General features: G+C 57.2%; 25 protein-coding genes and 1 tRNA gene. 7 read left to right on the top strand and 19 right to left on the bottom strand.

The features are described 5' to 3' along the window. Nucleotide 1: 1 nt before the first annotated feature. The 12 genes from rlmN to trmJ all read right to left on the bottom strand — a co-directional run bounded on the left by rlmN (nucleotide 2) and on the right by trmJ (nucleotide 9,004). Nucleotides 2–1,150 (bottom strand): dual-specificity RNA methyltransferase RlmN, encoded by a 1,149-nt coding sequence (rlmN, locus tag ACYZT0_RS20435; protein WP_462042737.1) that lies wholly within the window; start codon nucleotides 1,148–1,150, stop codon nucleotides 2–4. Nucleotides 1,151–1,178: 28 nt separating this feature from the next. Then, entirely contained in the window at nucleotides 1,179–1,604 is a 426-nt protein-coding gene (gene ndk / locus ACYZT0_RS20440; protein WP_007916882.1) for a nucleoside-diphosphate kinase, read from the bottom strand. Between the two features lie 92 nt (nucleotides 1,605–1,696). Next, nucleotides 1,697–1,897, bottom strand: coding sequence for a Fe-S cluster assembly protein IscX (gene iscX, locus ACYZT0_RS20445; protein ID WP_282375258.1), 201 nt, complete (start codon nucleotides 1,895–1,897; stop codon nucleotides 1,697–1,699). Between the two features lie 14 nt (nucleotides 1,898–1,911). Next, nucleotides 1,912–2,253, bottom strand: a complete 342-nt coding sequence (fdx, locus tag ACYZT0_RS20450; RefSeq protein WP_462042738.1) for an ISC system 2Fe-2S type ferredoxin — start codon at nucleotides 2,251–2,253, stop codon at nucleotides 1,912–1,914. A 3-nt stretch (nucleotides 2,254–2,256) separates the two neighbouring features. After that, a complete protein-coding gene (gene hscA / locus ACYZT0_RS20455) occupies nucleotides 2,257–4,119 on the bottom strand; it encodes a Fe-S protein assembly chaperone HscA (protein ID WP_462042739.1) in 1,863 nt (620 codons plus the stop codon). Between the two features lie 51 nt (nucleotides 4,120–4,170). Beyond that, nucleotides 4,171–4,692, bottom strand: coding sequence for a co-chaperone HscB (gene hscB, locus ACYZT0_RS20460; RefSeq protein ID WP_462046612.1), 522 nt, complete (start codon nucleotides 4,690–4,692; stop codon nucleotides 4,171–4,173). An 8-nt stretch (nucleotides 4,693–4,700) separates the two neighbouring features. Continuing rightward, complete coding sequence (gene iscA / locus ACYZT0_RS20465) at nucleotides 4,701–5,024, bottom strand: iron-sulfur cluster assembly protein IscA (protein ID WP_007903589.1); 324 nt, start codon at nucleotides 5,022–5,024, stop codon at nucleotides 4,701–4,703. A gap of 34 nt (nucleotides 5,025–5,058) precedes the next feature. Continuing rightward, entirely contained in the window at nucleotides 5,059–5,445 is a 387-nt protein-coding gene (iscU, locus tag ACYZT0_RS20470) for a Fe-S cluster assembly scaffold IscU (protein ID WP_003443374.1), read from the bottom strand. Between the two features lie 84 nt (nucleotides 5,446–5,529). Next, entirely contained in the window at nucleotides 5,530–6,744 is a 1,215-nt protein-coding gene (locus tag ACYZT0_RS20475; protein ID WP_282375255.1) for an IscS subfamily cysteine desulfurase, read from the bottom strand. Nucleotides 6,745–6,794: 50 nt separating this feature from the next. Continuing rightward, nucleotides 6,795–7,286 carry a Fe-S cluster assembly transcriptional regulator IscR gene (iscR, locus tag ACYZT0_RS20480; RefSeq protein ID WP_462042740.1) on the bottom strand — a complete coding sequence of 164 codons (492 nt, stop codon included), beginning with the start codon at nucleotides 7,284–7,286 and terminating at the stop codon, nucleotides 6,795–6,797. 168 nt (nucleotides 7,287–7,454) lie between these two features. Further along, complete coding sequence (cysE, locus tag ACYZT0_RS20485) at nucleotides 7,455–8,231, bottom strand: serine O-acetyltransferase (protein WP_449644196.1); 777 nt, start codon at nucleotides 8,229–8,231, stop codon at nucleotides 7,455–7,457. Between the two features lie 2 nt (nucleotides 8,232–8,233). Continuing rightward, nucleotides 8,234–9,004: a tRNA (cytosine(32)/uridine(32)-2'-O)-methyltransferase TrmJ gene (gene trmJ / locus ACYZT0_RS20490; protein ID WP_461977264.1), complete on the bottom strand. Its 771-nt coding sequence runs from the start codon at nucleotides 9,002–9,004 to the stop codon at nucleotides 8,234–8,236. A 146-nt stretch (nucleotides 9,005–9,150) separates the two neighbouring features. On the opposite strand from trmJ, the gene suhB reads away from it, so the two are divergent. After that, nucleotides 9,151–9,966, top strand: a complete 816-nt coding sequence (gene suhB, locus ACYZT0_RS20495; RefSeq protein ID WP_008147729.1) for a type III secretion system regulator SuhB — start codon at nucleotides 9,151–9,153, stop codon at nucleotides 9,964–9,966. A 117-nt stretch (nucleotides 9,967–10,083) separates the two neighbouring features. Further along, nucleotides 10,084–11,415 (top strand): IS4 family transposase, encoded by a 1,332-nt coding sequence (locus ACYZT0_RS20500; RefSeq protein ID WP_462042741.1) that lies wholly within the window; start codon nucleotides 10,084–10,086, stop codon nucleotides 11,413–11,415. Between the two features lie 238 nt (nucleotides 11,416–11,653). On the opposite strand, the gene ACYZT0_RS20505 is transcribed toward ACYZT0_RS20500, so the two are convergent. The 6 genes from ACYZT0_RS20505 to queA form a co-directional block, all read right to left on the bottom strand. Then, the gene (locus tag ACYZT0_RS20505; RefSeq protein ID WP_462042742.1) at nucleotides 11,654–12,202 is read right to left on the bottom strand and encodes a glycine zipper 2TM domain-containing protein; all 549 of its coding nucleotides are present in this window, start codon (nucleotides 12,200–12,202) and stop codon (nucleotides 11,654–11,656) included. A gap of 120 nt (nucleotides 12,203–12,322) precedes the next feature. Next, the gene (secF, locus tag ACYZT0_RS20510; RefSeq protein ID WP_462042743.1) at nucleotides 12,323–13,237 is read right to left on the bottom strand and encodes a protein translocase subunit SecF; all 915 of its coding nucleotides are present in this window, start codon (nucleotides 13,235–13,237) and stop codon (nucleotides 12,323–12,325) included. A gap of 9 nt (nucleotides 13,238–13,246) precedes the next feature. Next, on the bottom strand, nucleotides 13,247–15,115 hold the full coding sequence (secD, locus tag ACYZT0_RS20515) for a protein translocase subunit SecD (RefSeq protein WP_462042744.1): 1,869 nt from the start codon (nucleotides 15,113–15,115) through the stop codon (nucleotides 13,247–13,249). Between the two features lie 63 nt (nucleotides 15,116–15,178). Then, on the bottom strand, nucleotides 15,179–15,517 hold the full coding sequence (gene yajC / locus ACYZT0_RS20520; protein WP_129438205.1) for a preprotein translocase subunit YajC: 339 nt from the start codon (nucleotides 15,515–15,517) through the stop codon (nucleotides 15,179–15,181). Between the two features lie 43 nt (nucleotides 15,518–15,560). Beyond that, entirely contained in the window at nucleotides 15,561–16,676 is a 1,116-nt protein-coding gene (gene tgt, locus ACYZT0_RS20525; protein WP_170219133.1) for a tRNA guanosine(34) transglycosylase Tgt, read from the bottom strand. 14 nt (nucleotides 16,677–16,690) lie between these two features. Continuing rightward, nucleotides 16,691–17,755 (bottom strand): tRNA preQ1(34) S-adenosylmethionine ribosyltransferase-isomerase QueA, encoded by a 1,065-nt coding sequence (queA, locus tag ACYZT0_RS20530; RefSeq protein WP_462042745.1) that lies wholly within the window; start codon nucleotides 17,753–17,755, stop codon nucleotides 16,691–16,693. A gap of 107 nt (nucleotides 17,756–17,862) precedes the next feature. Here queA and ACYZT0_RS20535 point away from each other — a divergent pair. The 3 genes from ACYZT0_RS20535 to ACYZT0_RS20545 all read left to right on the top strand — a co-directional run bounded on the left by ACYZT0_RS20535 (nucleotide 17,863) and on the right by ACYZT0_RS20545 (nucleotide 19,017). Then, nucleotides 17,863–17,947 (top strand) — tRNA-Leu (locus ACYZT0_RS20535). 152 nt (nucleotides 17,948–18,099) lie between these two features. Beyond that, on the top strand, nucleotides 18,100–18,429 hold the full coding sequence (locus ACYZT0_RS20540) for a hypothetical protein (protein ID WP_462042746.1): 330 nt from the start codon (nucleotides 18,100–18,102) through the stop codon (nucleotides 18,427–18,429). Nucleotides 18,430–18,726: 297 nt separating this feature from the next. Beyond that, nucleotides 18,727–19,017: a hypothetical protein gene (locus ACYZT0_RS20545; protein ID WP_462042747.1), complete on the top strand. Its 291-nt coding sequence runs from the start codon at nucleotides 18,727–18,729 to the stop codon at nucleotides 19,015–19,017. Nucleotides 19,018–19,237: 220 nt separating this feature from the next. On the opposite strand, the gene ACYZT0_RS20550 is transcribed toward ACYZT0_RS20545, so the two are convergent. After that, the gene (locus ACYZT0_RS20550; protein WP_462042748.1) at nucleotides 19,238–20,125 is read right to left on the bottom strand and encodes an NAD(P)/FAD-dependent oxidoreductase; all 888 of its coding nucleotides are present in this window, start codon (nucleotides 20,123–20,125) and stop codon (nucleotides 19,238–19,240) included. A gap of 141 nt (nucleotides 20,126–20,266) precedes the next feature. Between ACYZT0_RS20550 and ACYZT0_RS20555 the strand changes: the two genes are divergently transcribed. Together ACYZT0_RS20555 and ACYZT0_RS20560 are read left to right on the top strand one after the other, a co-directional pair. Then, complete coding sequence (locus tag ACYZT0_RS20555) at nucleotides 20,267–20,695, top strand: Rrf2 family transcriptional regulator (RefSeq protein WP_462042749.1); 429 nt, start codon at nucleotides 20,267–20,269, stop codon at nucleotides 20,693–20,695. A 237-nt stretch (nucleotides 20,696–20,932) separates the two neighbouring features. Next, nucleotides 20,933–21,394 (top strand): hypothetical protein, encoded by a 462-nt coding sequence (locus ACYZT0_RS20560; RefSeq protein ID WP_462042750.1) that lies wholly within the window; start codon nucleotides 20,933–20,935, stop codon nucleotides 21,392–21,394. Nucleotides 21,395–22,008 lie beyond the last annotated feature (614 nt).

Here is a 22,008-nt window from a genome sequence, read left to right on the forward strand (position 1 = left end):
CTTAATTATTGTTCGCAGCGTTCTGCGCGATATCGTTTTCGGCGCTTAACTCGCGCACGGCGATATAACGTTCGCTGCGACGGGTGCGATCCTGCACCTGCCCTACCAATTGGCCACACGCGGCATCGATGTCTTCACCGCGGGTGGTGCGTACGGTGACATTGAAGCCGGCATGGTGAAGCTGATCCTGGAAACGGCGAATGGCGTTGTTGCTCGGACGCTCATAACCGGAATGCGGGAACGGGTTGAACGGAATCAGGTTGATCTTGCACGGGATGTTCTTGAGCAACTCGATCATTTCGACCGCGTGTTCAACCTTGTCGTTGATGTCCTTGAGCAAGGTGTACTCGATGGTCAGCACGCGCTTCTCGCCCAGGGACGACATGTAGCGCTGGCACGACTCGAGCAGCATCTTAAGCGGATACTTCTTGTTGATCGGCACCAATTGGTTACGCAATGCGTCGTTCGGTGCGTGCAGGGACAACGCCAGGGAGACGTCGATGTGCTTGGACAGCTCATCGATCATCGGCACCACACCCGAAGTAGACAGGGTTACACGGCGCTTGGAGATCCCATAGCCCAGGTCATCCATCATCAGATGCATGGCGGCCACGACGTTGTCGAAGTTCAGCAGCGGTTCACCCATGCCCATCATCACCACGTTGGTGATGGCACGGTCGGCGGTCGCCGGGATGCTGCCGAACGATTTATTGGCAATCCACACCTGACCGATGACTTCGGCGGCGGTGAGGTTGCTGTTGAAACCTTGCTTGCCGGTGGAGCAGAAACTGCAATCCAGGGCACAGCCTGCCTGGGACGAAACGCACAAAGTGCCGCGTTTGCCCTGGGGAATGTACACGGTCTCGACGCAGCTACCGGACGCCACGCGCACCACCCATTTACGGGTGCCGTCGGTGGAAATGTCCTCGCTGACCACTTCAGGGCCGCGGACTTCAGCAATGGCCTTGAGCTTGTCGCGCAAGGCTTTGCTGACGTTCGTCATGGCGTCGAAATCATCGACGCCAAGGTGGTGAATCCATTTCATTACCTGACCGGCACGGAAACGCTTCTCCCCGATTGAGTCGAAGAATTTTTCCATTTCCAGCTGAGTCAGACCCAGCAGGTTGGTTTTTACAGTCGATGTAGTCATGGATTCACCTTCACTCTTAAGCCAATGCTTAGCGAGTGGTTACTTCAGTAGCTGCGAAGAAGTACGAGATTTCGCGAGCAGCAGCGGCTTCGGAGTCCGAACCGTGCACAGCGTTGGCATCGATGGAATCAGCGAAGTCAGCGCGGATGGTGCCGGCAGCAGCTTCTTTAGGGTTGGTAGCGCCCATCAGCTCACGGTTCAGAGCGATAGCGTTTTCGCCTTCCAGAACCTGAACAACAACCGGGCCGGAGATCATGAAAGCAACCAGGTCGCCGAAGAAACCACGAGCGCTGTGCTCAGCGTAGAAGCCTTCAGCTTCAGCTTTGGACAGTTGCTTCAGTTTCGAAGCTACAACGCGCAGGCCAGCTTTTTCAAAACGAGTGGTGATCTCGCCGATAACGTTTTTTGCAACAGCGTCAGGCTTGATGATGGAGAAAGTACGTTGAACAGCCATGGTGTAACTCCAGAAACGGTAATTTGTGAAAAATTAAACCCGCGAATTATACGCGGGTTCTTTGGTATTGCCTAACTGCGAACGGCGCAGACTCAGTCTGCTTCTTCGATCCAGGCGGCCTGAATGGCTTCAAGCACCTTCTCGCCACCGCGGGTCGGATCATCACTGAACTCCGGCAATGCCAGCACCCATTTGTGCAGATCGACGAAGTTCACGTAACGCGGGTCCGTATCCGGCTTGGATTCGGCCAGCTGAATCGCGATTTCCAGCACATCAACCCATTTCAGACTCATTTCAATTCCTTGAATCAGTGCGCCGCTTCGGCTGCATGGTTGAGCGAGTATTTCGGAATTTCGACGGTCAGGTCTTCAGTCCCGACGATCGCCTGACAGCCTAGACGAGATTGCGGCTCCAGACCCCAGGCACGATCAAGAAAGTCTTCTTCCAGCTCGTCCGCCTCTTCCAGCGAATTGAAGCCTTCGCGAATGATGCAGTGACACGTGGTGCAGGCGCAAACGCCGCCACAGGCGCTTTCCATCTCGATGTGGTTGTCATGGGCCACTTCGAGAATGGATTTACCGGTTTCAGCCTCGACAACCATACCGTCCGGGCAATGCTCGGCGTGAGGCAGAAAAATGATCTGCGGCATCAGTTATTCCTCGATTTCATTCAGGTTGCGCCCCGCCAGCGCGGCTTTCACCGTCGAGTCCAGGCGGCGGGCAGCAAAGGCATCGGTCACTTGCGACAGACGCTTGGTCTGCTGCTCGATGGCATAACCATCAGTACCTTTCATCAGTTCGGTCAGTTCCTGCATCTGCAACTCGATAACCATGCGCTCTTCGGCGTCGAGCAAACGCTCGCCGTCGACATCGAGGGCGCCTTGCACCGCTTCGATCAGGCGCTGGGCATCGACTTGCTGCTCACGCAGAACACGGGCAACTTTGTCGTCACCGGCGTGCTGGAATGAATCCTTGAGCATTTTGGCGATTTCGCCGTCGGTCAGGCCGTAGGACGGTTTGACCTGGATGCTGGCCTCAACGCCCGAACCCAGCTCGCGAGCAGAGACACTGAGCAGACCGTCGGCATCGACCTGGAAGGTCACGCGAATCTTCGCCGCGCCCGCCACCATCGCCGGAATACCGCGCAATTCGAAGCGCGCCAGGGAGCGGCAGTCGCTGATCAGCTCGCGCTCGCCCTGCAACACATGGATCGCCATGGCCGACTGGCCATCTTTGTAAGTGGTGAAGTCCTGAGCGCGGGCGACGGGGATGGTGGTGTTGCGTGGAATCACCTTCTCCATCAGGCCACCCATGGTTTCCAACCCCAGGGACAACGGAATCACGTCAAGCAACAGCAGCTCGCTGCCGTCACGCTTGTTGCCAGCCAGCGTATCGGCCTGGATCGCAGCACCAATGGCCACCACTTGATCCGGATCGATTTCGGTCAGCGGCTCGCGACCGAAGGCCTCTGCGACCGCTTCTCGAACGCGAGGCACGCGAGTCGAACCGCCGACCATGACCACCGCGTGGACTTCGTCCAGCTCGATACCGGAATCACGCACAGCGCGGCGGCAGGCTTTCAGGCTGCGAGCAACCATCGGCTCGATCAGCACATTGAAGGCCTCACGGGTCAGCTCGGCTTTCCAGTCGCCATAAGCGACTTCAACAGCCGCGACATTGGTCAGGGCTTCTTTGGCTGCACAGGCCGTTTGCAGCAGATTGCGTTGCGTACCCGGATCGAGGTCAGCCGACAAACCGGCGCTTTCGATGATCCAGCCAGCGATTGCGTGGTCGAAGTCATCGCCGCCCAGGGCACTGTCGCCGCCGGTAGCCAAAACTTCAAACACACCGCCGGTCAGGCGCAGAATCGAAATATCAAATGTGCCGCCACCCAGGTCATAAATAGCAACCAGGCCTTCGGCATGCTGGTCCAGACCGTAAGCCACAGCGGCAGCAGTCGGCTCATTAAGCAAACGCAGCACGTTCAGACCGGCCAGCCTGGCCGCATCCTTGGTGGCTTGACGCTGAGCGTCATCGAAATAGGCCGGAACGGTGATCACCGCGCCAACCAGTTCGCCGCCCAACGTGGCCTCGGCGCGCTGACGCAGCACTTTGAGGATTTCAGCGGAGACTTCGACCGGGCTTTTCGGGCCCTGAATGGTGTCGATGAACGGCATGTGCGATTCGCCACCGACAAAGCGGTACGGCAGTTGATCGCCCAATTGCTTGACGTCGGACAGACCACGACCCATCAAGCGCTTGACCGACAGCACGGTGTTCAAAGGATCGGAGGCCGCTGCCAGTTTGGCCGACTCGCCGACCTCGACACGATCGGCGTGGTAGCGCACGGCAGACGGCAGGATAACCTGTCCGTCAGCGTCAGCCAGAGGTTCGGAAAGACCACTGCGCAACGCAGCGACCAGCGAATTGGTAGTGCCCAAGTCGATCCCCACAGCCAGACGACGCTGGTGCGGTTGAGGACTTTGGCCGGGTTCGGCGATCTGCAGTAGGGCCATCGTTATCAGGACTTATCTGTATATCAGGCGTGCGACCGGAGCGGCACTGGGTTAATCGTCGAGGCGCTCTTCTAACTGGCGCACTTCGTAGGTGAGCTTGTCGAGGAACTGCATGCGCCGCATCAGGCGTTCGGCCTGTTCACGTTGCGCTGCATTATTCCAACAGGCTGCGAAGCTTTGGTTCAGCTCATCCTGAGCCGTCTTCAGGCGGCGCTTGAACACGGCAATACCCGCCATGTCGGCGCTGTCTTGCAGGTCTTCGAGTTCTTCACGCAACTCCATCTGCTGCAGAAGAAATTCCGGATCATGCACCGTGACCTCAAGCGGCAGCTCGTGACCACCCAGAGCGAGCAGATATCGCGCGCGCTTGGGAGGATTTTTGAGCGTCTGGTAGGCCTCGTTGAGGCTCGCGGATTGCTCTAGCGCCAGCCGTTGCTCTCGCTCGGAAGCGTCTGCAAAGCCGTCCGGATGAACGCTGCGCGCCAACTCACGGTAGCGCGTAGCCAGCTGGTCGAGATCCAGATCGAAGCTCGGTTGCAGCTCAAATAAAGCGAAATGACAAGGAGTACCCACGAGTAGCCTCAGATATTGAAGCTTTCGCCGCAGCCACATTCACCGCGTACGTTGGGGTTGTTGAACTTGAAGCCTTCGTTCAACCCTTCCTTGACGAAATCGAGTTCGGTGCCGTCCAGGTAGGCCAGGCTTTTCGGGTCGATGATCACTTTCTCGCCGTGACTTTCGAACACCTGATCCTCTGCAACTACCTCGTCGACAAACTCCAGCACGTAGGCAAGGCCGGAACAGCCTGTGGTGCGGACACCCAGACGAATCCCTTCACCTTTGCCGCGCCCGTTGAGGGAGCGTCGCACGTGTTGAGCAGCCGCTTCTGTCATGCTGATAGCCATCGGTGACTCCTTACTCGTCGCCAAATCTTGAAAGTCAAATCAAGCCTTTCTTCTGCTTGTAGTCGCGAACGGCCGCTTTGATAGCGTCCTCAGCAAGTACGGAGCAGTGAATTTTTACTGGCGGCAGGGCCAGTTCTTCGGCCAGCTGGGTGTTCTTGATGGTCTCTGCTTCATCCAGAGTCTTGCCTTTCATCCACTCGGTCGCCAGGGAGCTGGAGGCGATAGCCGAACCGCAACCGTAGGTCTTGAACTTGGCGTCTTCGATGATGCCTTGCTCGTTAACCTTGATCTGCAGACGCATCACGTCACCACACGCTGGAGCGCCGACCATGCCGGTGCCGACATCAGGGTCTTCCGCGTCCATCTTGCCGACGTTACGCGGGTTCTCGTAGTGGTCGATGACCTTTTCGCTGTAAGCCATGATTCTTAATCCTCACTCATCAGAGAGTCGCTCTTAAGCCCTGCGATCCGAAATCCTGCAGGGCCGGTTTGCGGCGACTTGAAATCAGTGTGCCGCCCACTCGATTTTCGAAATGTCGACACCATCTTTGTACATGTCCCACAGCGGCGACAAAGTGCGCAGCTTGGTAACGGCCTCGCAGACTTTCTGCGCGGCGTAGTCGATTTCTTCTTCAGTGGTGAAACGGCCGAAGGTGAAGCGAATCGAGCTATGGGCCAGTTCGTCGTTGCGACCCAGGGCACGCAGTACATACGAAGGCTCAAGCGATGCCGAGGTGCAGGCCGAACCTGACGAAACCGCCAGATCCTTGAGCGCCATGATCAGCGACTCGCCTTCAACGTAGTTGAAGCTCAGGTTCAGGTTGTGCGGAACGCGGGCGGTCATGCTGCCGTTGATGTACAGCTCTTCGAGGCCTTCGACCTGTTTGAAGAAACGGTCGCTCAAGGCTTTGATACGCACGTTCTCGGCAGCCATGTCTTCTTTGGCTACGCGGAAAGCTTCACCCATGCCGACGATCTGGTGGGTCGCCAGGGTGCCGGAGCGCATGCCACGTTCGTGACCGCCACCGTGCATGGTTGCTTCGATGCGAACACGCGGCTTGCGGCTCACGTACAGTGCGCCGATGCCTTTAGGGCCGTAGGTTTTGTGGGCAGAGAACGACATCATGTCGACTTTCAGCTTCGACAGGTCGATATCGACCTTGCCGGTGGACTGAGCAGCGTCGACGTGGAACAGAATACCCTTCGAGCGGGTCAGTTCGCCGATGGCCTCGATGTCATTGATGGTGCCGATTTCGTTGTTCACGTGCATGACCGAGACCAGGATGGTGTCGTCGCGCAGGGCAGCTTCGATCATCTCCGGCGTAACCAGACCATCAGTGCGCGGCTCGAGGTAGGTGACTTCGAAGCCTTCACGCTCCAGTTGGCGCATGGTGTCGAGGACAGCCTTGTGCTCAATCTTGGTGGTGATCAGGTGTTTGCCTTTGGTGGCATAGAAATGCGCCGCACCCTTGATTGCCAGGTTGTCGGATTCGGTGGCACCGGAGGTCCAGACGATCTCACGCGGGTCGGCGTTGACCAGGTCAGCGACCTGACGACGAGCGTTTTCGACGGATTCTTCAGCTTTCCAGCCGAATACGTGGGAACGGGACGCCGGGTTACCGAAGTTTCCGTCAACCAGCAAGCATTCACTCATCTTTTGCGCGACACGTGGATCAACTGGGGTGGTCGCAGAGTAATCAAGGTAAATCGGCAATTTCATGGACTATCTCCTAAATCAGGCTGGCTGGCGTGCCGCTAGCTCTTTGGCTGTCATTCGACGGCGGACGCTTCAATCTTGTCCAGGTGCGGCGTCTTGCTGTTGCAACGGCGCTGATCCTGACGCTGGGCTACTTCTTGTACCTCACGGCGAGTGACAAGGTCAGCCAAGCTGATACCGCTCAGAAATTCGTGAATCTGCTGGCTCAGATCGCACCACAAGTGGTGGGTAAGACAGGTGTCGCCGGAATGGCAATCGCCCTGGCCCTGGCATTTGGTCGCATCGACCGATTCGTTCACCGCATCGATCACTTGGGCGACCTGGATACCCTGCATGTCGCGGGACAACTGGTAGCCACCGCCTGGGCCACGAACACTGGACACCAGATTGCTGCGGCGCAATTTGGCGAAGAGCTGTTCGAGGTAGGACAGGGAGATGCCTTGGCGCTCGGAGATATCGGCCAGGGACACCGGCCCGTGCTGCGCATGCAACGCCAGGTCAAGCATGGCAGTCACGGCGTATCGGCCTTTTGTAGTCAGTCGCATGGACAATTACCACGGAGTTCAGAATGGGGCGAGTATGCAATTCCCGAGTATTTAAGTCAACTATAAGACCTAGTACTTTACTCAGGATTACCCGCAAAAGAGCGGGCGCATCATAGCAAAGGCTGGCCGGGAACAGCCAGCCTTTGCTCGCGAAGGACCCGCCCGGATTTAGCCGGCCTTGCTTTCGTCTTTGTCCTTGACGCAGGCAAAGTCTTCTTCGCGCAACTCAGGCAGATCCTTGGCGCAATAGTTGCTGCCCAGATCCTTCAACGCACCGCACATGCCCTCCAGACGACCATCGACTGCCTGCAGGTGATCGAGCAGCTGGCCAATGGCGCGAGCCACCGGGTCAGGCATGTCTTCGCCGACACCGTAGGCATCAAAGCCGATCTTCTCGGCCATGGCCTTGCGCTTGGCATCTTGCTCATCGTTGGATTTGACGATAATTCGCCCTGGAATTCCCACCACCGTTGCACCGGCTGGAACAGCTTTGGTGACCACGGCGTTGGAACCGACCTTGGCTCCGGCGCCGACCGTGAACGGGCCAAGCACCTTGGCCCCCGCCCCGACCACCACGCCATCTTCAAGCGTCGGATGACGCTTGCCCTTGTTCCAGCTGGTGCCGCCCAGGGTCACGCCCTGATAAAGGGTGACGTCATTGCCGATCTCAGCGGTTTCACCGATGACGATGCCCATGCCATGGTCGATAAAGAATCGACGACCGACCTTGGCGCCCGGATGGATCTCAATCCCGGTCAACCAACGACCGAAGTTCGACACCAGTCGCGCCAGCCACTTCCAGCCCATGCCCCACAGGGCCGACGACAGGCGGTGGATCCAGATGGCGTGCATGCCCGGGTAGCACGTCAAAACTTCAAAGGCGTTGCGCGCTGCCGGATCACGATGGAAAACACTCTGGATATCTTCACGCAAACGCTCGAACATTTTTAATCCTTCCGCTTTAGAAGCTCGCCACGGGCCGCTTTCTGGGTTTCCGTGAGGATGCCACGCAATATATTCATTTCCGCCCGGCTGACTGAGCTACGTCCGTACAACCGGCGCAGGCGCGCCATCAAGTGCCGTGGTTTTTCCGGATCGAGGAACTCGATGGCCACCAGGGTTTGTTCCAAGTGCTCATAGAATCGCTCCAGTTCATCCATGGTCGCCAGCTCACCACTTTTGGTGGACGCCACTTCATCCTTCTCGACCTTACTCGGCTGACCTTGGGCCGCGAGCCAGGACATCCGCACTTCATAGCTCAACACCTGCACCGCTGCCCCAAGGTTCAGCGAACTGAACTCAGGGTCTGACGGGATGTGCACGTGATAATGACATCGCTGCAGCTCTTCATTGGTCAGGCCGGAATCTTCACGACCAAACACCAAGGCAATCTCGGCGCCCTGCCCGGCTTCCTCGACCACTTTCACGCCGCACTCGCGGGGATCGAGCAACGGCCAGGGAATGCGCCGGTCGCGAGCGCTGGTGCCGAGCACCAGATTGCAGCCGACCAAGGCATCTTCCAAGGTGGCGACGACTTGCGCGTTTTCAAGGATGTCCCCGGCGCCGGAGGCACGAGCATCAGCCTCGTGGTGCGGGAACAACCGCGGTTCAACCAGCACCAGCCGCGACAGGCCCATGTTCTTCATGGCACGCGCAGCCCCGCCGATGTTGCCGGGATGGCTGGTATTGACCAGGACGACACGAATGTTATGCAGCAAGGGAGGCGCTCTCGAACACGTTAATGGGGAGCAGAATCTTACAGCTCAACCTACCGTTAAGCTATGAAAGCGAACACTGACCTTCACCTGTAGAAACTTTCTGATAGAATGCCCGGCTTTCTTTAACAACCTTAGGTGACACATCCATGCAGCCCATGCTGAATATCGCGCTGCGCGCCGCCCGCAGCGCCAGTGAATTGATCTTCCGCTCCATCGAGCGCCTGGATACCATCAAGGTCGACGAAAAAGACGCCAAGGATTACGTATCCGAGGTGGATCGCGCCGCCGAACAGAAAATCATCGACGCGCTGCGCAAGGCCTACCCTACCCACGGCATTCTCGGCGAAGAAACCGGCATGCACCCTGGTAGCGGCGAAGGCGAAGAATACCTGTGGATCATCGATCCGCTGGACGGCACCACCAACTTCCTGCGCGGCATTCCTCACTTCGCTGTCAGCATCGCCTGCAAATACCGCGGTCGCCTGGAACACGCTGTTGTTCTGGACCCGGTTCGCCAGGAAGAATTCACCGCCAGCCGTGGTCGTGGTGCTCAACTGAACGGTCGTCGTCTGCGCGTCAGCGGCCGCACCAGCCTGGACGGCGCCCTGCTGGGGACCGGCTTCCCGTTCCGCGATGACCAGATGGACAACCTCGACAACTACCTGGGCATGTTCCGCGCCCTGGTTGGCCAGACTGCCGGCATCCGCCGCGCTGGCTCGGCGAGCCTGGACCTGGCCTACGTGGCTGCCGGCCGTTTCGACGCCTTCTGGGAATCGGGCCTGTCCGAGTGGGACATGGCTGCAGGCGCCCTGCTGATCCAGGAAGCAGGCGGCCTGGTGAGCGACTTCACTGGCGGTCACGATTTCCTTGAGAAAGGCCACGTCGTTGCCGGCAACACCAAGTGCTTCAAAGCAGTACTGACGGCCATCCAGCCGCACCTGCCAGCCTCGCTGAAGCGCTAAGCGCCCGGCTATAAAAAAAGCACCCTTCGGGGTAATGCCGATCAGTTAAGCCCTTTTGCTTGACCTTTGGCCGCAAGAAATCAAAATCCGATGCCTGTATTGGCATCGGATTTTTTTATGCGTCTCGCTCGGGCACTGGAACTGACCCACAACATCGTCTCCACCCCCAACTCAATTGAGGGATTGAATTCCTTGCTCGATCCTTCTTTGGTCGAGCAGGCACTTGAACAGGCAGGCGTTGCGACTTTACGCAAGCGGCGCTTGCCGTTGGAAATGATGCTTTGGTGCGTGATCTCCATGGCGTTCTTTCGGCGCATGTCGGCGTGGGATGTGGTCAGCCGCATGAATATCATGCTGCCGGGCCAGCGCCCGTTGGTGGCACCCAGCGCGGTGGTTCAAGCCCGTCAGAGATTGGGCAGCGAGGCTGTACGACAGGTCTTCCATCTGACTCAGAAAAGTTGGCATGAGGCGGCCGCTCATCCGACTTGGGCCGGTTTGCGCTTACTGGGTGTCGACGGTGTCGTCTGGCGAACACCCGATACGCCGGAAAACCGTGCACGTTACGACTCCGCCAGTAACCAGCATGGCGACACTGGTTTTCCGCAGGTGCGCATGGTCTGCCAGATGGAGTTGACCAGCCATTTGCTGATCGGCAGTGCGTTTGACGGCTATCGCAGCAACGAGATGAAGCTGGCGGAGCAACTGATCGAGACCACGCCCGATCACTCGTTGACGCTATTTGATCGTGGTTTTTATTCGTTAGGTTTACTGCATCAATGGCAGCAGGCAGGGATCGAACGTCACTGGCTGATGCCGCTGAAAAAAGGCTCGCAGTACGAAGTGCTTCAGCGTTTGGGGCGCCAGGATGCGGTTGTCTCATTAAACACTTCGCCGCAGGCCCGCAAGCAATGGCCGGGGCTGCCGGAGCGCCTGACCGCGCGACTTCTGAGCAAAACCGTCAAAGGCAAGGTGTGTCAGATCCTGACCTCAATGGCCGACCCGCTGCGCTTTCCATCCGACGAAATCGTCGACCTGTACAGCCAGCGATGGGAAGTCGAATTAGGGTTTCGGGAGATGAAACAGACCTTGCTCAACAGCAGTTATACGTTGCGTAGCAAGACGCCCGAGATGATCGAGCAGGAGCTGTGGGGGGTGTTGTTGGGCTACAACTTGTTGCGCTATCAGATGGTGGAGATGAGTCGTCACTGTCCAGGTATTTACCCATGCGAAATGAGTTTTACCGCCTGCACCTGGGCGATTCTCGGGTTTATCAACAGCGTCTCCGCCGACCGTTCCGGGAACATCCCCAAGTACCTGGCTGAGTTGCATGCCTCAGCCCCGCACTATGTCCTGCCGCATCGGCGAGAGGAGCGTATTTATCCTCGGGCCATCCGGCTTAAATCACCGAAGTATCCGATCAGAAAGAAAAATGCCAGTCAGCTTAACTGACTGGCATTACCCTTCGGGGTGCTTTTTTATGCCTGAAAACAAATCCCCGACATCACACAAAACCCCTGTGGGAGCGAGCTTGGTCCGGGCGGCGATCCGACGATTGCGGCCTTACATTCACCATTGATATCGACTGACACGCCGTCAACGCGAGCAAGGGATTGGCGAAAATCACAAAATCCGGGCACAAAAAAGCACTCCAATCGAGTGCTTTTTCTTGAATCTGAAACTCAGCTATTTATTGAGCCGGTTCGTTCTGCGACAAGATCAATTTACCTTCCTTGTCGACCGGAATCTGGTTGCCCGGATCGCGATCCATCCGCACCTTGCCTTCCTTGCCGTCGAGCGAATAACGAACGTCGTAACCTACGACTTTGTCGCTGATGTCATTCACCGTATTGCAGCGAGTTTGAGTCGTGGTGTAGGTATCACGATTCTGCATGCCTTCCTGCACCTTGTTGCCGGCATAACCGCCGCCGACCGCACCTGCAACGGTGGCAATCTTCTTGCCGTTGCCGCCGCCAATCATGTTACCCAGTAAACCACCACCAACCGCACCGACGACCGTACCAAGGATCTGGTGTTGATCCTTGACCGGCGCTTGCCGGGTTACTGCTACGTCCTTGCACACTTCACGTGGCGTCTTGATTTGTGTCTTGACCGGCTCAACGGCTAGAACTTGCGCATACTCAGGGCCGCTTTTAACCAGCTTGTAGGTGGCAACAGCACCCCCGGCAGTTACACCGACAGCACCCAATACCGCACCAACCAGCAACGACTTGTTCACATGAACCTCCTGACCATCATATGCGGGACATGCCCGCGCTTCTCCCAGCCTTGGAGCATAAAAAAAGGCGCGAGTTCAATACTCGCGCCTTTTCGGCCGACAGCTGGAAAACGATAGCCGTTACGGGCGCTCGTCGACTTCCTTATCGGTAGCCACTGCAGGTATCAGATCCTCGGTGCTCAGGCTCAGCCAGATCAGCACGACGTTGGCGATGTAGATCGACGAGTAAGTACCTGCCAGAACACCGATGAACAGCGCGATGGAGAATCCGAACAGATTGTCGCCACCGAAGAACAACAGGGCCGCGATCGCCAGCAAGGTGGAGATCGACGTCGCCATGGTCCGCAGCAGGGTTTGCGTGGTCGAAATGTTGATGTTCTCGATCAGGCTGGCCTTGCGCAGGACTCGGAAGTTCTCACGAACCCGGTCGAATACCACAATGGTGTCGTTGAGCGAGTAACCAATGATCGCCAGTACCGCCGCCAGCACCGTCAAGTCGAAGGTGATCTGGAAGAACGACAGGATACCAATGGTCACGATCACGTCGTGGATCAGCGAGACAATGGCACCGATCGCAAACTTCCACTGAAAGCGGAAAGCCAAGTAGATCAGAATACCGCCGAGCGCCATCAGCATGCCGAGGCCGCCCTGGTCGCGCAGCTCTTCACCCACCTGAGGACCAACGAACTCGACGCGCTTGACCACGGCAGGGTTGTCGCCACCGACCTTCTGCAGCGCTTCCGCCACTTGATGGCCCAACTGCGGATCTTCACCCGGCATGCGCACCAGCAGATCGGTAGTCGCACCAAAGCTCTGCACGATCGCTTCGTGATAACCCGAAATGGCCAGCTGCTCACGCACCTTGGTGACATCGGCCGGACGTTCGTAGGTCAGCTCAATGAGCGTACCGCCGGTGAAGTCCAGGCCCCAGTTCATGCCCTTGGTGGCGACGCTGAACAATGCCAGCGCAGTAAGGAACAATGTGACGCCGAACGCAAAGTTGCGAACGCCCATGAAGTTGATTGTACGTAACATGGCAGCCCCTTAAATCCACAACTTCTTGAAGTCACGACCGCCGAAGATCAGGTTGACCATCGCGCGGGTCACCATGATGGCCGTGAACATCGAGGTAAAGATCCCGAGGGACATAGTCACCGCGAAACCTTTGACTGGACCGGTGCCCATCGCAAAGAGAATCCCGCCGACCAACAGCGTTGTCAGGTTGGCGTCGAGAATCGCGGTGAATGCCCGGCCGAAGCCTTCGTTAATTGCCCGTTGTATGGTCATGCCCGCCGCAATCTCTTCACGAATCCGCGAGAAGATCAGAACGTTGGCGTCGACCGCCATACCCATGGTCAACACGATACCGGCGATACCCGGCAGGGTCAGCGTTGCACCCAGCAGCGACATCAAGGCCAGCAGCATCACCATGTTCACCGTCAGCGCGACGGTGGCGATGATGCCGAAGAAACGATAGATGGCCATGATGAACAGCGAGACAAACAGCATGCCCCACAGCGATGCATCGATACCTTTGGTGATGTTGTCGGCACCCAGGCTCGGGCCAATGGTGCGCTCTTCAGCGAAGTACATCGGTGCAGCCAGACCACCGGCACGCAGCAGCAGCGCCAGTTCGGACGACTCGCCCTGGCCGTTCAGGCCAGTGATACGGAACTGAGCACCCAGTGGCGACTGGATGGTCGCCAGGCTGATGATCTTCTTCTCTTCCTTGAACGTCTGAACCGGCACGTCTTTCTCGACGCCGTTAACCATTTGCTTGACGTAAGTGGTAACCGGACGTTGTTCGATGAAGATCACCGCCATGCTGCGACCGACGTTGCTGCGAGTCGCACGACTCATCAGCTCGCCACCGTGACCATCCAGACGGATGTTCACTTCTGGCGTACCGTGCTCGCCGAAGCCAGCCTTGGCGTCAGTCACCTGGTCACCGGTGATGATCAAGCCACGCTCGATCTGTGCCGGAGGACGATTACCTTCACGGAACTCGAAGGCTTCGGAAGTGGCTTTCGATGCGCCAGGCTCAGCCGCCAGACGGAACTCAAGGTTGGCCGTCTTGCCGAGGATACGCTTGGCTTCGGCAGTGTCCTGCACGCCCGGCAGCTCAACCACGATGCGGTTGGCGCCCTGACGCTGAACGATGGGTTCGGCAACACCCAGCTCGTTGACGCGGTTACGTACCGTGGTCAAGTTCTGCTTGATGGAGTATTCGCGGATTTCCGCCAGCTTGGCCGGGGTCATCGCCAGACGCAGCACCGCCTGACCATTGAGGTCGGCCGGAACAATGTCGAAATCGTTGAAGTTCTTGCGGATCAGTGCACGGGCCTGTTCGCGGGAAGCTTCATCACTGAAACCCAGCTGAATGGCACCGTCGAGTTGCGGCAGGCTGCGATAGCGCAGTTTTTCTTTACGCAACAGGCTCTTGACGTCGCCTTCGTAGACTTTCAGGCGCGCGTCGAGGGCTTTGTCCATGTCCACTTCGAGCAGGAAGTGCACACCACCGGACAAGTCCAGACCCAGCTTCATCGGGTGCGCGCCAAAGCTGCGCAGCCATTGCGGGGTGGTTTGCGCCAGGTTCAGTGCAACGACGTAGTCATCACCTAATGCCTTGCGCACGACGTCTTTGGCAGGCAGCTGGTCTTCAGCCTTGGTCAGACGGATCAGGCCGCCCTTGCCGTTCGCCGACAGCGTGGCTGCCTTGACGTTGATCCCGGACTCCTTGAGCGCAGTGCTCACACGGTCCAGATCAGCCTGATTGACCAACAGCGCAGTGCTTGCACCGCTGACCTGAATGGCCGGGTCATCAGGATATAGATTGGGAGCGGAATAAATCAGACCGACCGCTAGCACCGCCAGGATCAGAATGTATTTCCACAGAGGGTATTTGTTCAGCATCACGCCGCCCGCTTATGACGCGGGGCGCCTTGCGCGCCCCGTCGATTGAGTAGAAGTTGAAACTTAGATCGCTTTCAGCGTGCCTTTTGGCAGCGTGGCGGCAATGGCGCCTTTCTGGAACTTCATTTCGATGGTGTCGGAAACTTCCAGAACAACGAAATCGTCTGCCACTTTAGTGATCTTGCCGGCGATACCACCGGTGGTCACAACTTCGTCGCCTTTCTGCAGGCTGCCCAGCAGGTTCTTCTGCTCTTTGGCGCGCTTGGCCTGTGGACGCCAGATCATCAGGTAGAAGATGACCAGGAAGCCGACCAGGAAAATCCACTCAAAACCACCGCCCATTGGGCCGGCAGCAGCAGGTGCAGCGGCGTCAGCCATGGCATTAGAGATAAAAAAGCTCATTTAGCACTCCAGTTGCAAATGTTGAATCTTGGGGTCAGAAAACTCAGTCCAAAGGCGGAACAGGTAACCCGCGTTTGGCGTAGAAGGCATCGACAAAGGCGGCCAATGTACCCTGTTGAATAGCCTCGCGCAAACCAGCCATAAGCACCTGGTAATGGCGCAAATTGTGGATGGTATTCAACATGCTACCCAGCATTTCGCCGCACTTGTCCAGATGGTGCAGATAAGCACGGGAGAAGTTCTGGCAGGTGTAGCAATCGCAGGTCGGATCCAGCGGCGAATCATCATGGCGATGGAACGCGTTACGGATCTTCAGCACGCCTGTATCAATGAACAGATGCCCATTGCGGGCATTACGGGTTGGCATCACGCAATCGAACATGTCCACACCGCGGCGCACACCCTCAACCAGATCTTCCGGTTTGCCAACGCCCATAAGGTAACGAGGTTTGTCAGCCGGCATCTGACCTGGCAGGTAGTCGAGCACCTTGATCATCTCGTGTTTCGGCTCGCCCACCGACAGACCGCCGATGGCCAGGCCATCGAAGCCAATTTGATCAAGTCCTTCCAGGGAACGCATGCGCAGATCCTGGTGCATACCGCCCTGAACAATACCGAACAGCGCTGCCGTGTTGTCGCCATGGGCTTCTTTCGAACGCTTGGCCCAGCGCAGCGACAGCTCCATGGAGATCCGCGCGACGTCTTCGTCGGCCGGGTAAGGCGTGCATTCGTCAAAGATCATCACGATGTCCGAGCCCAGATCACGCTGGACCTGCATCGACTCTTCCGGCCCCATGAACACTTTGGCGCCGTCGACAGGAGAGGCGAACGTCACGCCTTCTTCCTTGATCTTGCGCATCGCGCCCAGGCTGAACACCTGAAATCCGCCGGAGTCGGTCAGAATTGGGCCTTTCCACTGCATGAAATCGTGCAGGTCGCCGTGCTTCTTGATCACTTCGGTGCCAGGACGCAGCCACAAGTGGAAGGTGTTACCCAGAATGATTTCCGCGCCAGTGGCGGTGATATCCCGCGGCAGCATGCCCTTGACGGTGCCGTAAGTGCCCACCGGCATGAACGCCGGGGTCTCGACGGTACCGCGTGGAAAGGTCAAACGACCGCGACGAGCCTTGCCGTCAGTAGCAAGCAACTCAAACGACATACGACTTTGGCGACTCATTCTGTTTCCTCAGGGCCCGATTCTTTAGGGGCAGTCGGCGCGGGATTACGGGTGATAAACATCGCATCACCGTAGCTGAAAAAGCGGTAACCATGCTCCACCGCTGCTTTATAGGCAGCCATGGCTTCGGGATAACCGGCGAACGCCGAAACCAGCATCAACAGCGTGGATTCGGGCAAATGAAAGTTGGTGACCAGGGCATCGACCACATGAAACGGGCGGCCCGGGTAGATAAAGATGTCGGTGTCGCCACTGAACGGTTTGAGCACGCCATCGCGCGCGGCGCTTTCCAGGGAACGCACGCTGGTGGTCCCCACGGCCACCACGCGCCCACCGCGAGCGCGACAGGCTTCGACTGCATCGACCACGTTTTGACCGACTTCCAGCCACTCACTGTGCATGTGGTGGTCTTCGATCTTCTCGACGCGCACCGGCTGGAACGTGCCCGCACCGACGTGCAACGTCACGAACGCCGTCTCGACACCCATGGCGGCAATCGCCTCCATCAGCGGCTGATCGAAATGCAGTCCCGCCGTCGGCGCCGCCACCGCGCCAAGGCGCTCGGCGTACACCGTCTGATAACGCTCGCGGTCCGAGCCTTCATCCGGGCGGTCTATATAAGGAGGCAACGGCATGTGCCCGACGCGGTCGAGCAGCGGCAACACCTCTTCGGCGAACCCCAACTCAAACAACGCGTCATGACGCGCCAGCATTTCGGCTTCGCCACCGCCGTCGATCAGGATCTTCGACCCAGGCTTCGGCGACTTGCTGGACCGCACATGGGCCAGCACGCGATGGCTGTCGAGCACCCGCTCCACCAGGATTTCCAGCTTGCCGCCGGAAGCCTTCTGGCCAAACAGCCGCGCCGGAATCACCCGGGTATTGTTGAACACCATCAAATCGCCCGGGCGCAAATGCTCCAGCAAATCAGTGAATTGACGGTGTGCCAGGGCGCCGCTAACCCCATCCAGGGTCAACAGGCGACTATTGCGACGCTCAGCCAAAGGATGGCGAGCAATCAGCGAATCAGGGAGCTCGAAGGTAAAGTCAGCAACGCGCATGATGGGGTTCGTCTAGCAGGGCCGGGAAGTCTAGCGGAATAATCAAAAATTCTCCATGTACCTGATTGACCAACGGTAATCTCATCTCTATACTTCGCCGCCATTGAGCCCTGATGGCGGAATTGGTAGACGCGGCGGATTCAAAATCCGTTTTCGCAAGAAGTGGGAGTTCGAGTCTCCCTCGGGGCACCAAAATTAAGAAAGGTCTTGCTTAGCAAGGCCTTTTTTTTCGTCTGCGATAAAGTGGCTGATACCCCGCCGACCTGTAGGAGCCGGCTTGCTGGTGATTTCTTTTGATTTTTCGCATCCTCGGTCGGTACGACCCTTCTCAAGGATTCACCCCCATGGAACTGCTGCTGGAAACTGTTGCTCTGTTCTGTCTTAAGCTTGCTTATGAGACGGAGGGTTCAAGTCCGATTCTGCGAGATGATTTGGTGATGGGGGATTATGAGCGAGAGGTTTTTGCGTTGTTGGTGCGAAGAGGGGATGTTGAGGCGATTCAGAGGAAAGTGGGTGAGTGCCTGGGTATGGCGCTGAATGCTGTCGGCGGCGTTGATACCGTCCTGGGGCGCGAGCTGCGCAGGTTGGCGGCAGATTTCAACTCTGCGCGGACACTGGAGCAGCTTGACCGCCCGCTAATCGCGCTCAAGGATTATCTGAAAGACATTCAATGAAGGAAGGTGTGCGCCCTAGAAAGTGGGAACGCCCATTAGTCAGACCGACGTTGGTCGCCACGGCTAATCCACTGATAAACCTATCCCCTTTTCCACGTCCCCTACCCCCAATTTTTTTGCTATCTACCAAATTTAGCCAAGTCCGCTCCCGGCCAAGAGCGGCCGGTGGTCGTTGCATTTCGCTTGTCGCCGGCGTGTGGCTAAGCTTAATAAATCGGGGTGAATTGAAACCTGGGTGATAGCGGCCATCAGCGGATCTGGATAGGCATCAAGACGGTGCTCCCAAAGGAGACGACTATGTATGCGGTTATAAGAACCTACTTGGGTACTGGAGCAAAGCAGCTTTTCGAGCTTTTGGAAGAGCGCAAAACCGACGTCGAAGCTACCCTGCGGACAGTGGCTGGCCTCGTAAGCTACACACTGCTGAATACTGGTGATGGTGGTACGTCGGTGACTGTTTGCACGGACAAGGCCGGCAGCGATGCGAGCTTGAAAGTCGCACGTGAGTGGATTCAGAAAAATGCATCAAATATCCACGCGGACCCGCCGATCGTAACGGAAGGTCCGGTCATTGTGCAGATCAATTAACGCGCCCTTCCGATTGATCTCACGACACTATCGCTGACGCAGGCTTTGTATGTTTGCTTCGCGCAGATGTGATCGTCCGCAAACCATCAGATTGGGTTTGATTGCGGTGGAAGCGAACGACGGCTCTGGGTCGAGTGCCGCCGGTGGCGACGGGGCGCAGTCGACCCAAAGCGGTCACGGTGCCGGGTGCATCATCGCTGAGTCCGCTTACTACCCGTATTCAGCGAAAGATCAGTGACTGGTGTACCGCGCCGCCCGTGCGTGCGCCATCACCCACTGCGATTGCCACATTACCTGCGGCTATTGCCGCATCCCCGCAGGCAAATACGCCGGGGACACTTGTTTGGCGCATCGCATCGACCTTGATGAACTCACCCGTCGGGCCGGCTTCAAACTCGCACCCCAGTTGCGCTGCCAGTGGGCTGCCCATGCGTGTCCGAGGCTGAGTGAACAGCCCTGCAAGTTTGATCACACGACCGCTGACGAGCGTCACATCGGCTTGTTCCCCTCCAACCGACAGGACAGGTTCGCGCTCCACCGCCACCCCGCGCCTGGCCAGCTTTGCCAACTGGTCGGCATCAGGTTCGAGTATCTCGTTGAGGAATAGGGTTGTGGGTCCCCAGTCGGGCAACATTAGCGCTTGGTGGATGGCCATTGGCGAAGCCGCCAATACTCCAATCGGTCCGCCGTCCAATTCATATCCGTGGCAATACGGACAATGAAACACCCGCTGACCCCAGCGCTCTGACAACCCGGGAACCTCAGGCAACTCATCCACCACCCCTGTGGCCAGGATCAAATGCCGCGCCGCGAATTGTTCCCCGTTCACGGCTGTTATCACATATCCACCATCGTCCGACCTTGCCTGGATGGCGGGTTGTGAAAGCCACTCTACTGTGGGGTATGCCTGCAACTGAGCACGTGCCTCGCTGGCAATCGTGCCGGGATTACGACCGTCCTGCCCAAGAAATCCATGTGAGCTGTGAGCAAACCGGTTACGGCGTTGACCTGCGTCGATCACCAACACCTTCCGGCGCGCCCGTGCCAGTTGCAAACCTGCGGAAATGCCGGAATAGCTGCCGCCAACGATGATCACGTCATAAACCATGGATCAGTCTCCCTGGTTCTTCGACCTGCTCGAAGAACTCTAGACACAACGTAAGTTACATGATGTCGGCGTGTCAACAGTCTCGTAACTTATGTTGTATCGAGCGATACTCACTGCCAGTAATTCAGGAATCCGCTATTCATGAGAAATGACACTCGCTTGTCCCGCATGCTGCACGTGCTGATCCACATGGCTCGCCATGAACAGCCCGCCACGTCCGATACCATCGCGCAGATGCTCGGTACCAACCCAGTGGTGGTTCGGCGGACCATGGCGCTACTCAAGGAAGAGGGTTATGTGCGCTCAGAAAAGGGGCACCGTGGAGGGTGGACGCTGGCGAAACCACTAGCAGAGATGACACTGTTGAACATCCATCAGGCCTTGGGCTCGTCCTCGCTTTTCGCCATCGGTTTGTCGACTGACCATCCAGAATGCCTGGTCGAACAAGCGGTGAATGCTGCGCTAACCGAAGCGTTTGATGCGGCGCAGGCATTGCTTATAGATCGCTTGGGGAGCGTCACCCTTGAACAGCTGGCCAGTGATTTCGAACGGCGCTATCAAAGTCTGTAAACCCGTGATCTACAGAGCAGCGTTTAGAAGCACCTGGCCGAAACGGCATGTGCGGATGCCTGCTTTTGGCCGATCTCTGCCTGTCGCCACCGGCAGCTATGGGTCGACTGCTGCCCTTTGTGACAGGCAACAATCGGCCAAAAGCGGTCAATTACCGGATGAAATTTGCCTTGTACCCCCCCCTTCGATGTTGTATGTAATCCCACGCACATTCAGTGCATAAAATGGTTCGCAGGAATGGACACCAGCTCCCTCACATTTCAACAGTTGTTTCGTCCGGGAAGCTCCTCAAATGGCTGCACCGTGGCCGAACGATTCTCCATCGATTTTCTGATAAACGAACGTTCGTTGCTCAATGCTCTCGTTATGGCAGCTGGTGGTCATTCAGATTTTATGGGCTGTTTCGTCAAGGGCTTCCAGGAGCCAAACAGCCTATCTAACTCTCGTCTGCTTTTACGCGAACACGCTGAAATAGAAAGTGGTCGTATCCTCCTTTACATCTGCCCTGAGTGCGGCGACATCGGGTGTGGCGCCTACTCAGTATATGTTCGCCAAAACGATGACTGTTTCACGTGGGATTCCTTTGCTTACGAGAACGGCTATGAAGAGCCTCGAATCATAGATGGAGTTGGCCCCTTCTCATTTGAGAAGCATGCATATGAGGCAGCCATCAACGATGCGACAGCGTTTAAAAGATAATTCAACTAACCTATTGCAGGCATTCGCAACGGGTAACAATCGGCCAATAGCAGACGCCAATGGATGTCCTCTATGTAAACGGTCTGATGGTCACAGTGACTCTGATTGCTTGCGCCTCAAGCTCCGAGATACCCTTTCCCTTCCTGATAGGCCATAGCCAACAAATCATGTCTACTTGCTACTCCATTCAAATCACTCCAAAGGGACCATTACCATCCTTCTATTGCATTGCTGAACATCTATGGGGAACAGGATGCGATGTTGACTCTGACGGTGACTGCACAAGCTCAGATGATCGCCAATGGACGGAACTGACATTGTCGCTTCGCGGCACATCAGGAGAACGCCTCGACATTGACCCGCTCTCGATCATGCCTCTTACGTTGGCAATCCGCTCATCGCGCGCAGTCCTCTGCCAAAGAGCGGCCGACTACATCGTATCTGTTTCCGGAGGCTCCATCGGCGCGGCTGTCAACGTCGAGACGATATGAGTGCGGACGCAAGGCTTATACCCACCACTTCCACTTCCACTTCCACTCGCACCGAGGTCAAGGTGACACTTCGACTTTCCAGGACAGATATACGATGAGATAACTCTCAGCGCTGATCGCAGA

This window comes from Pseudomonas sp. ZS1P83 (genome assembly GCF_054897825.1).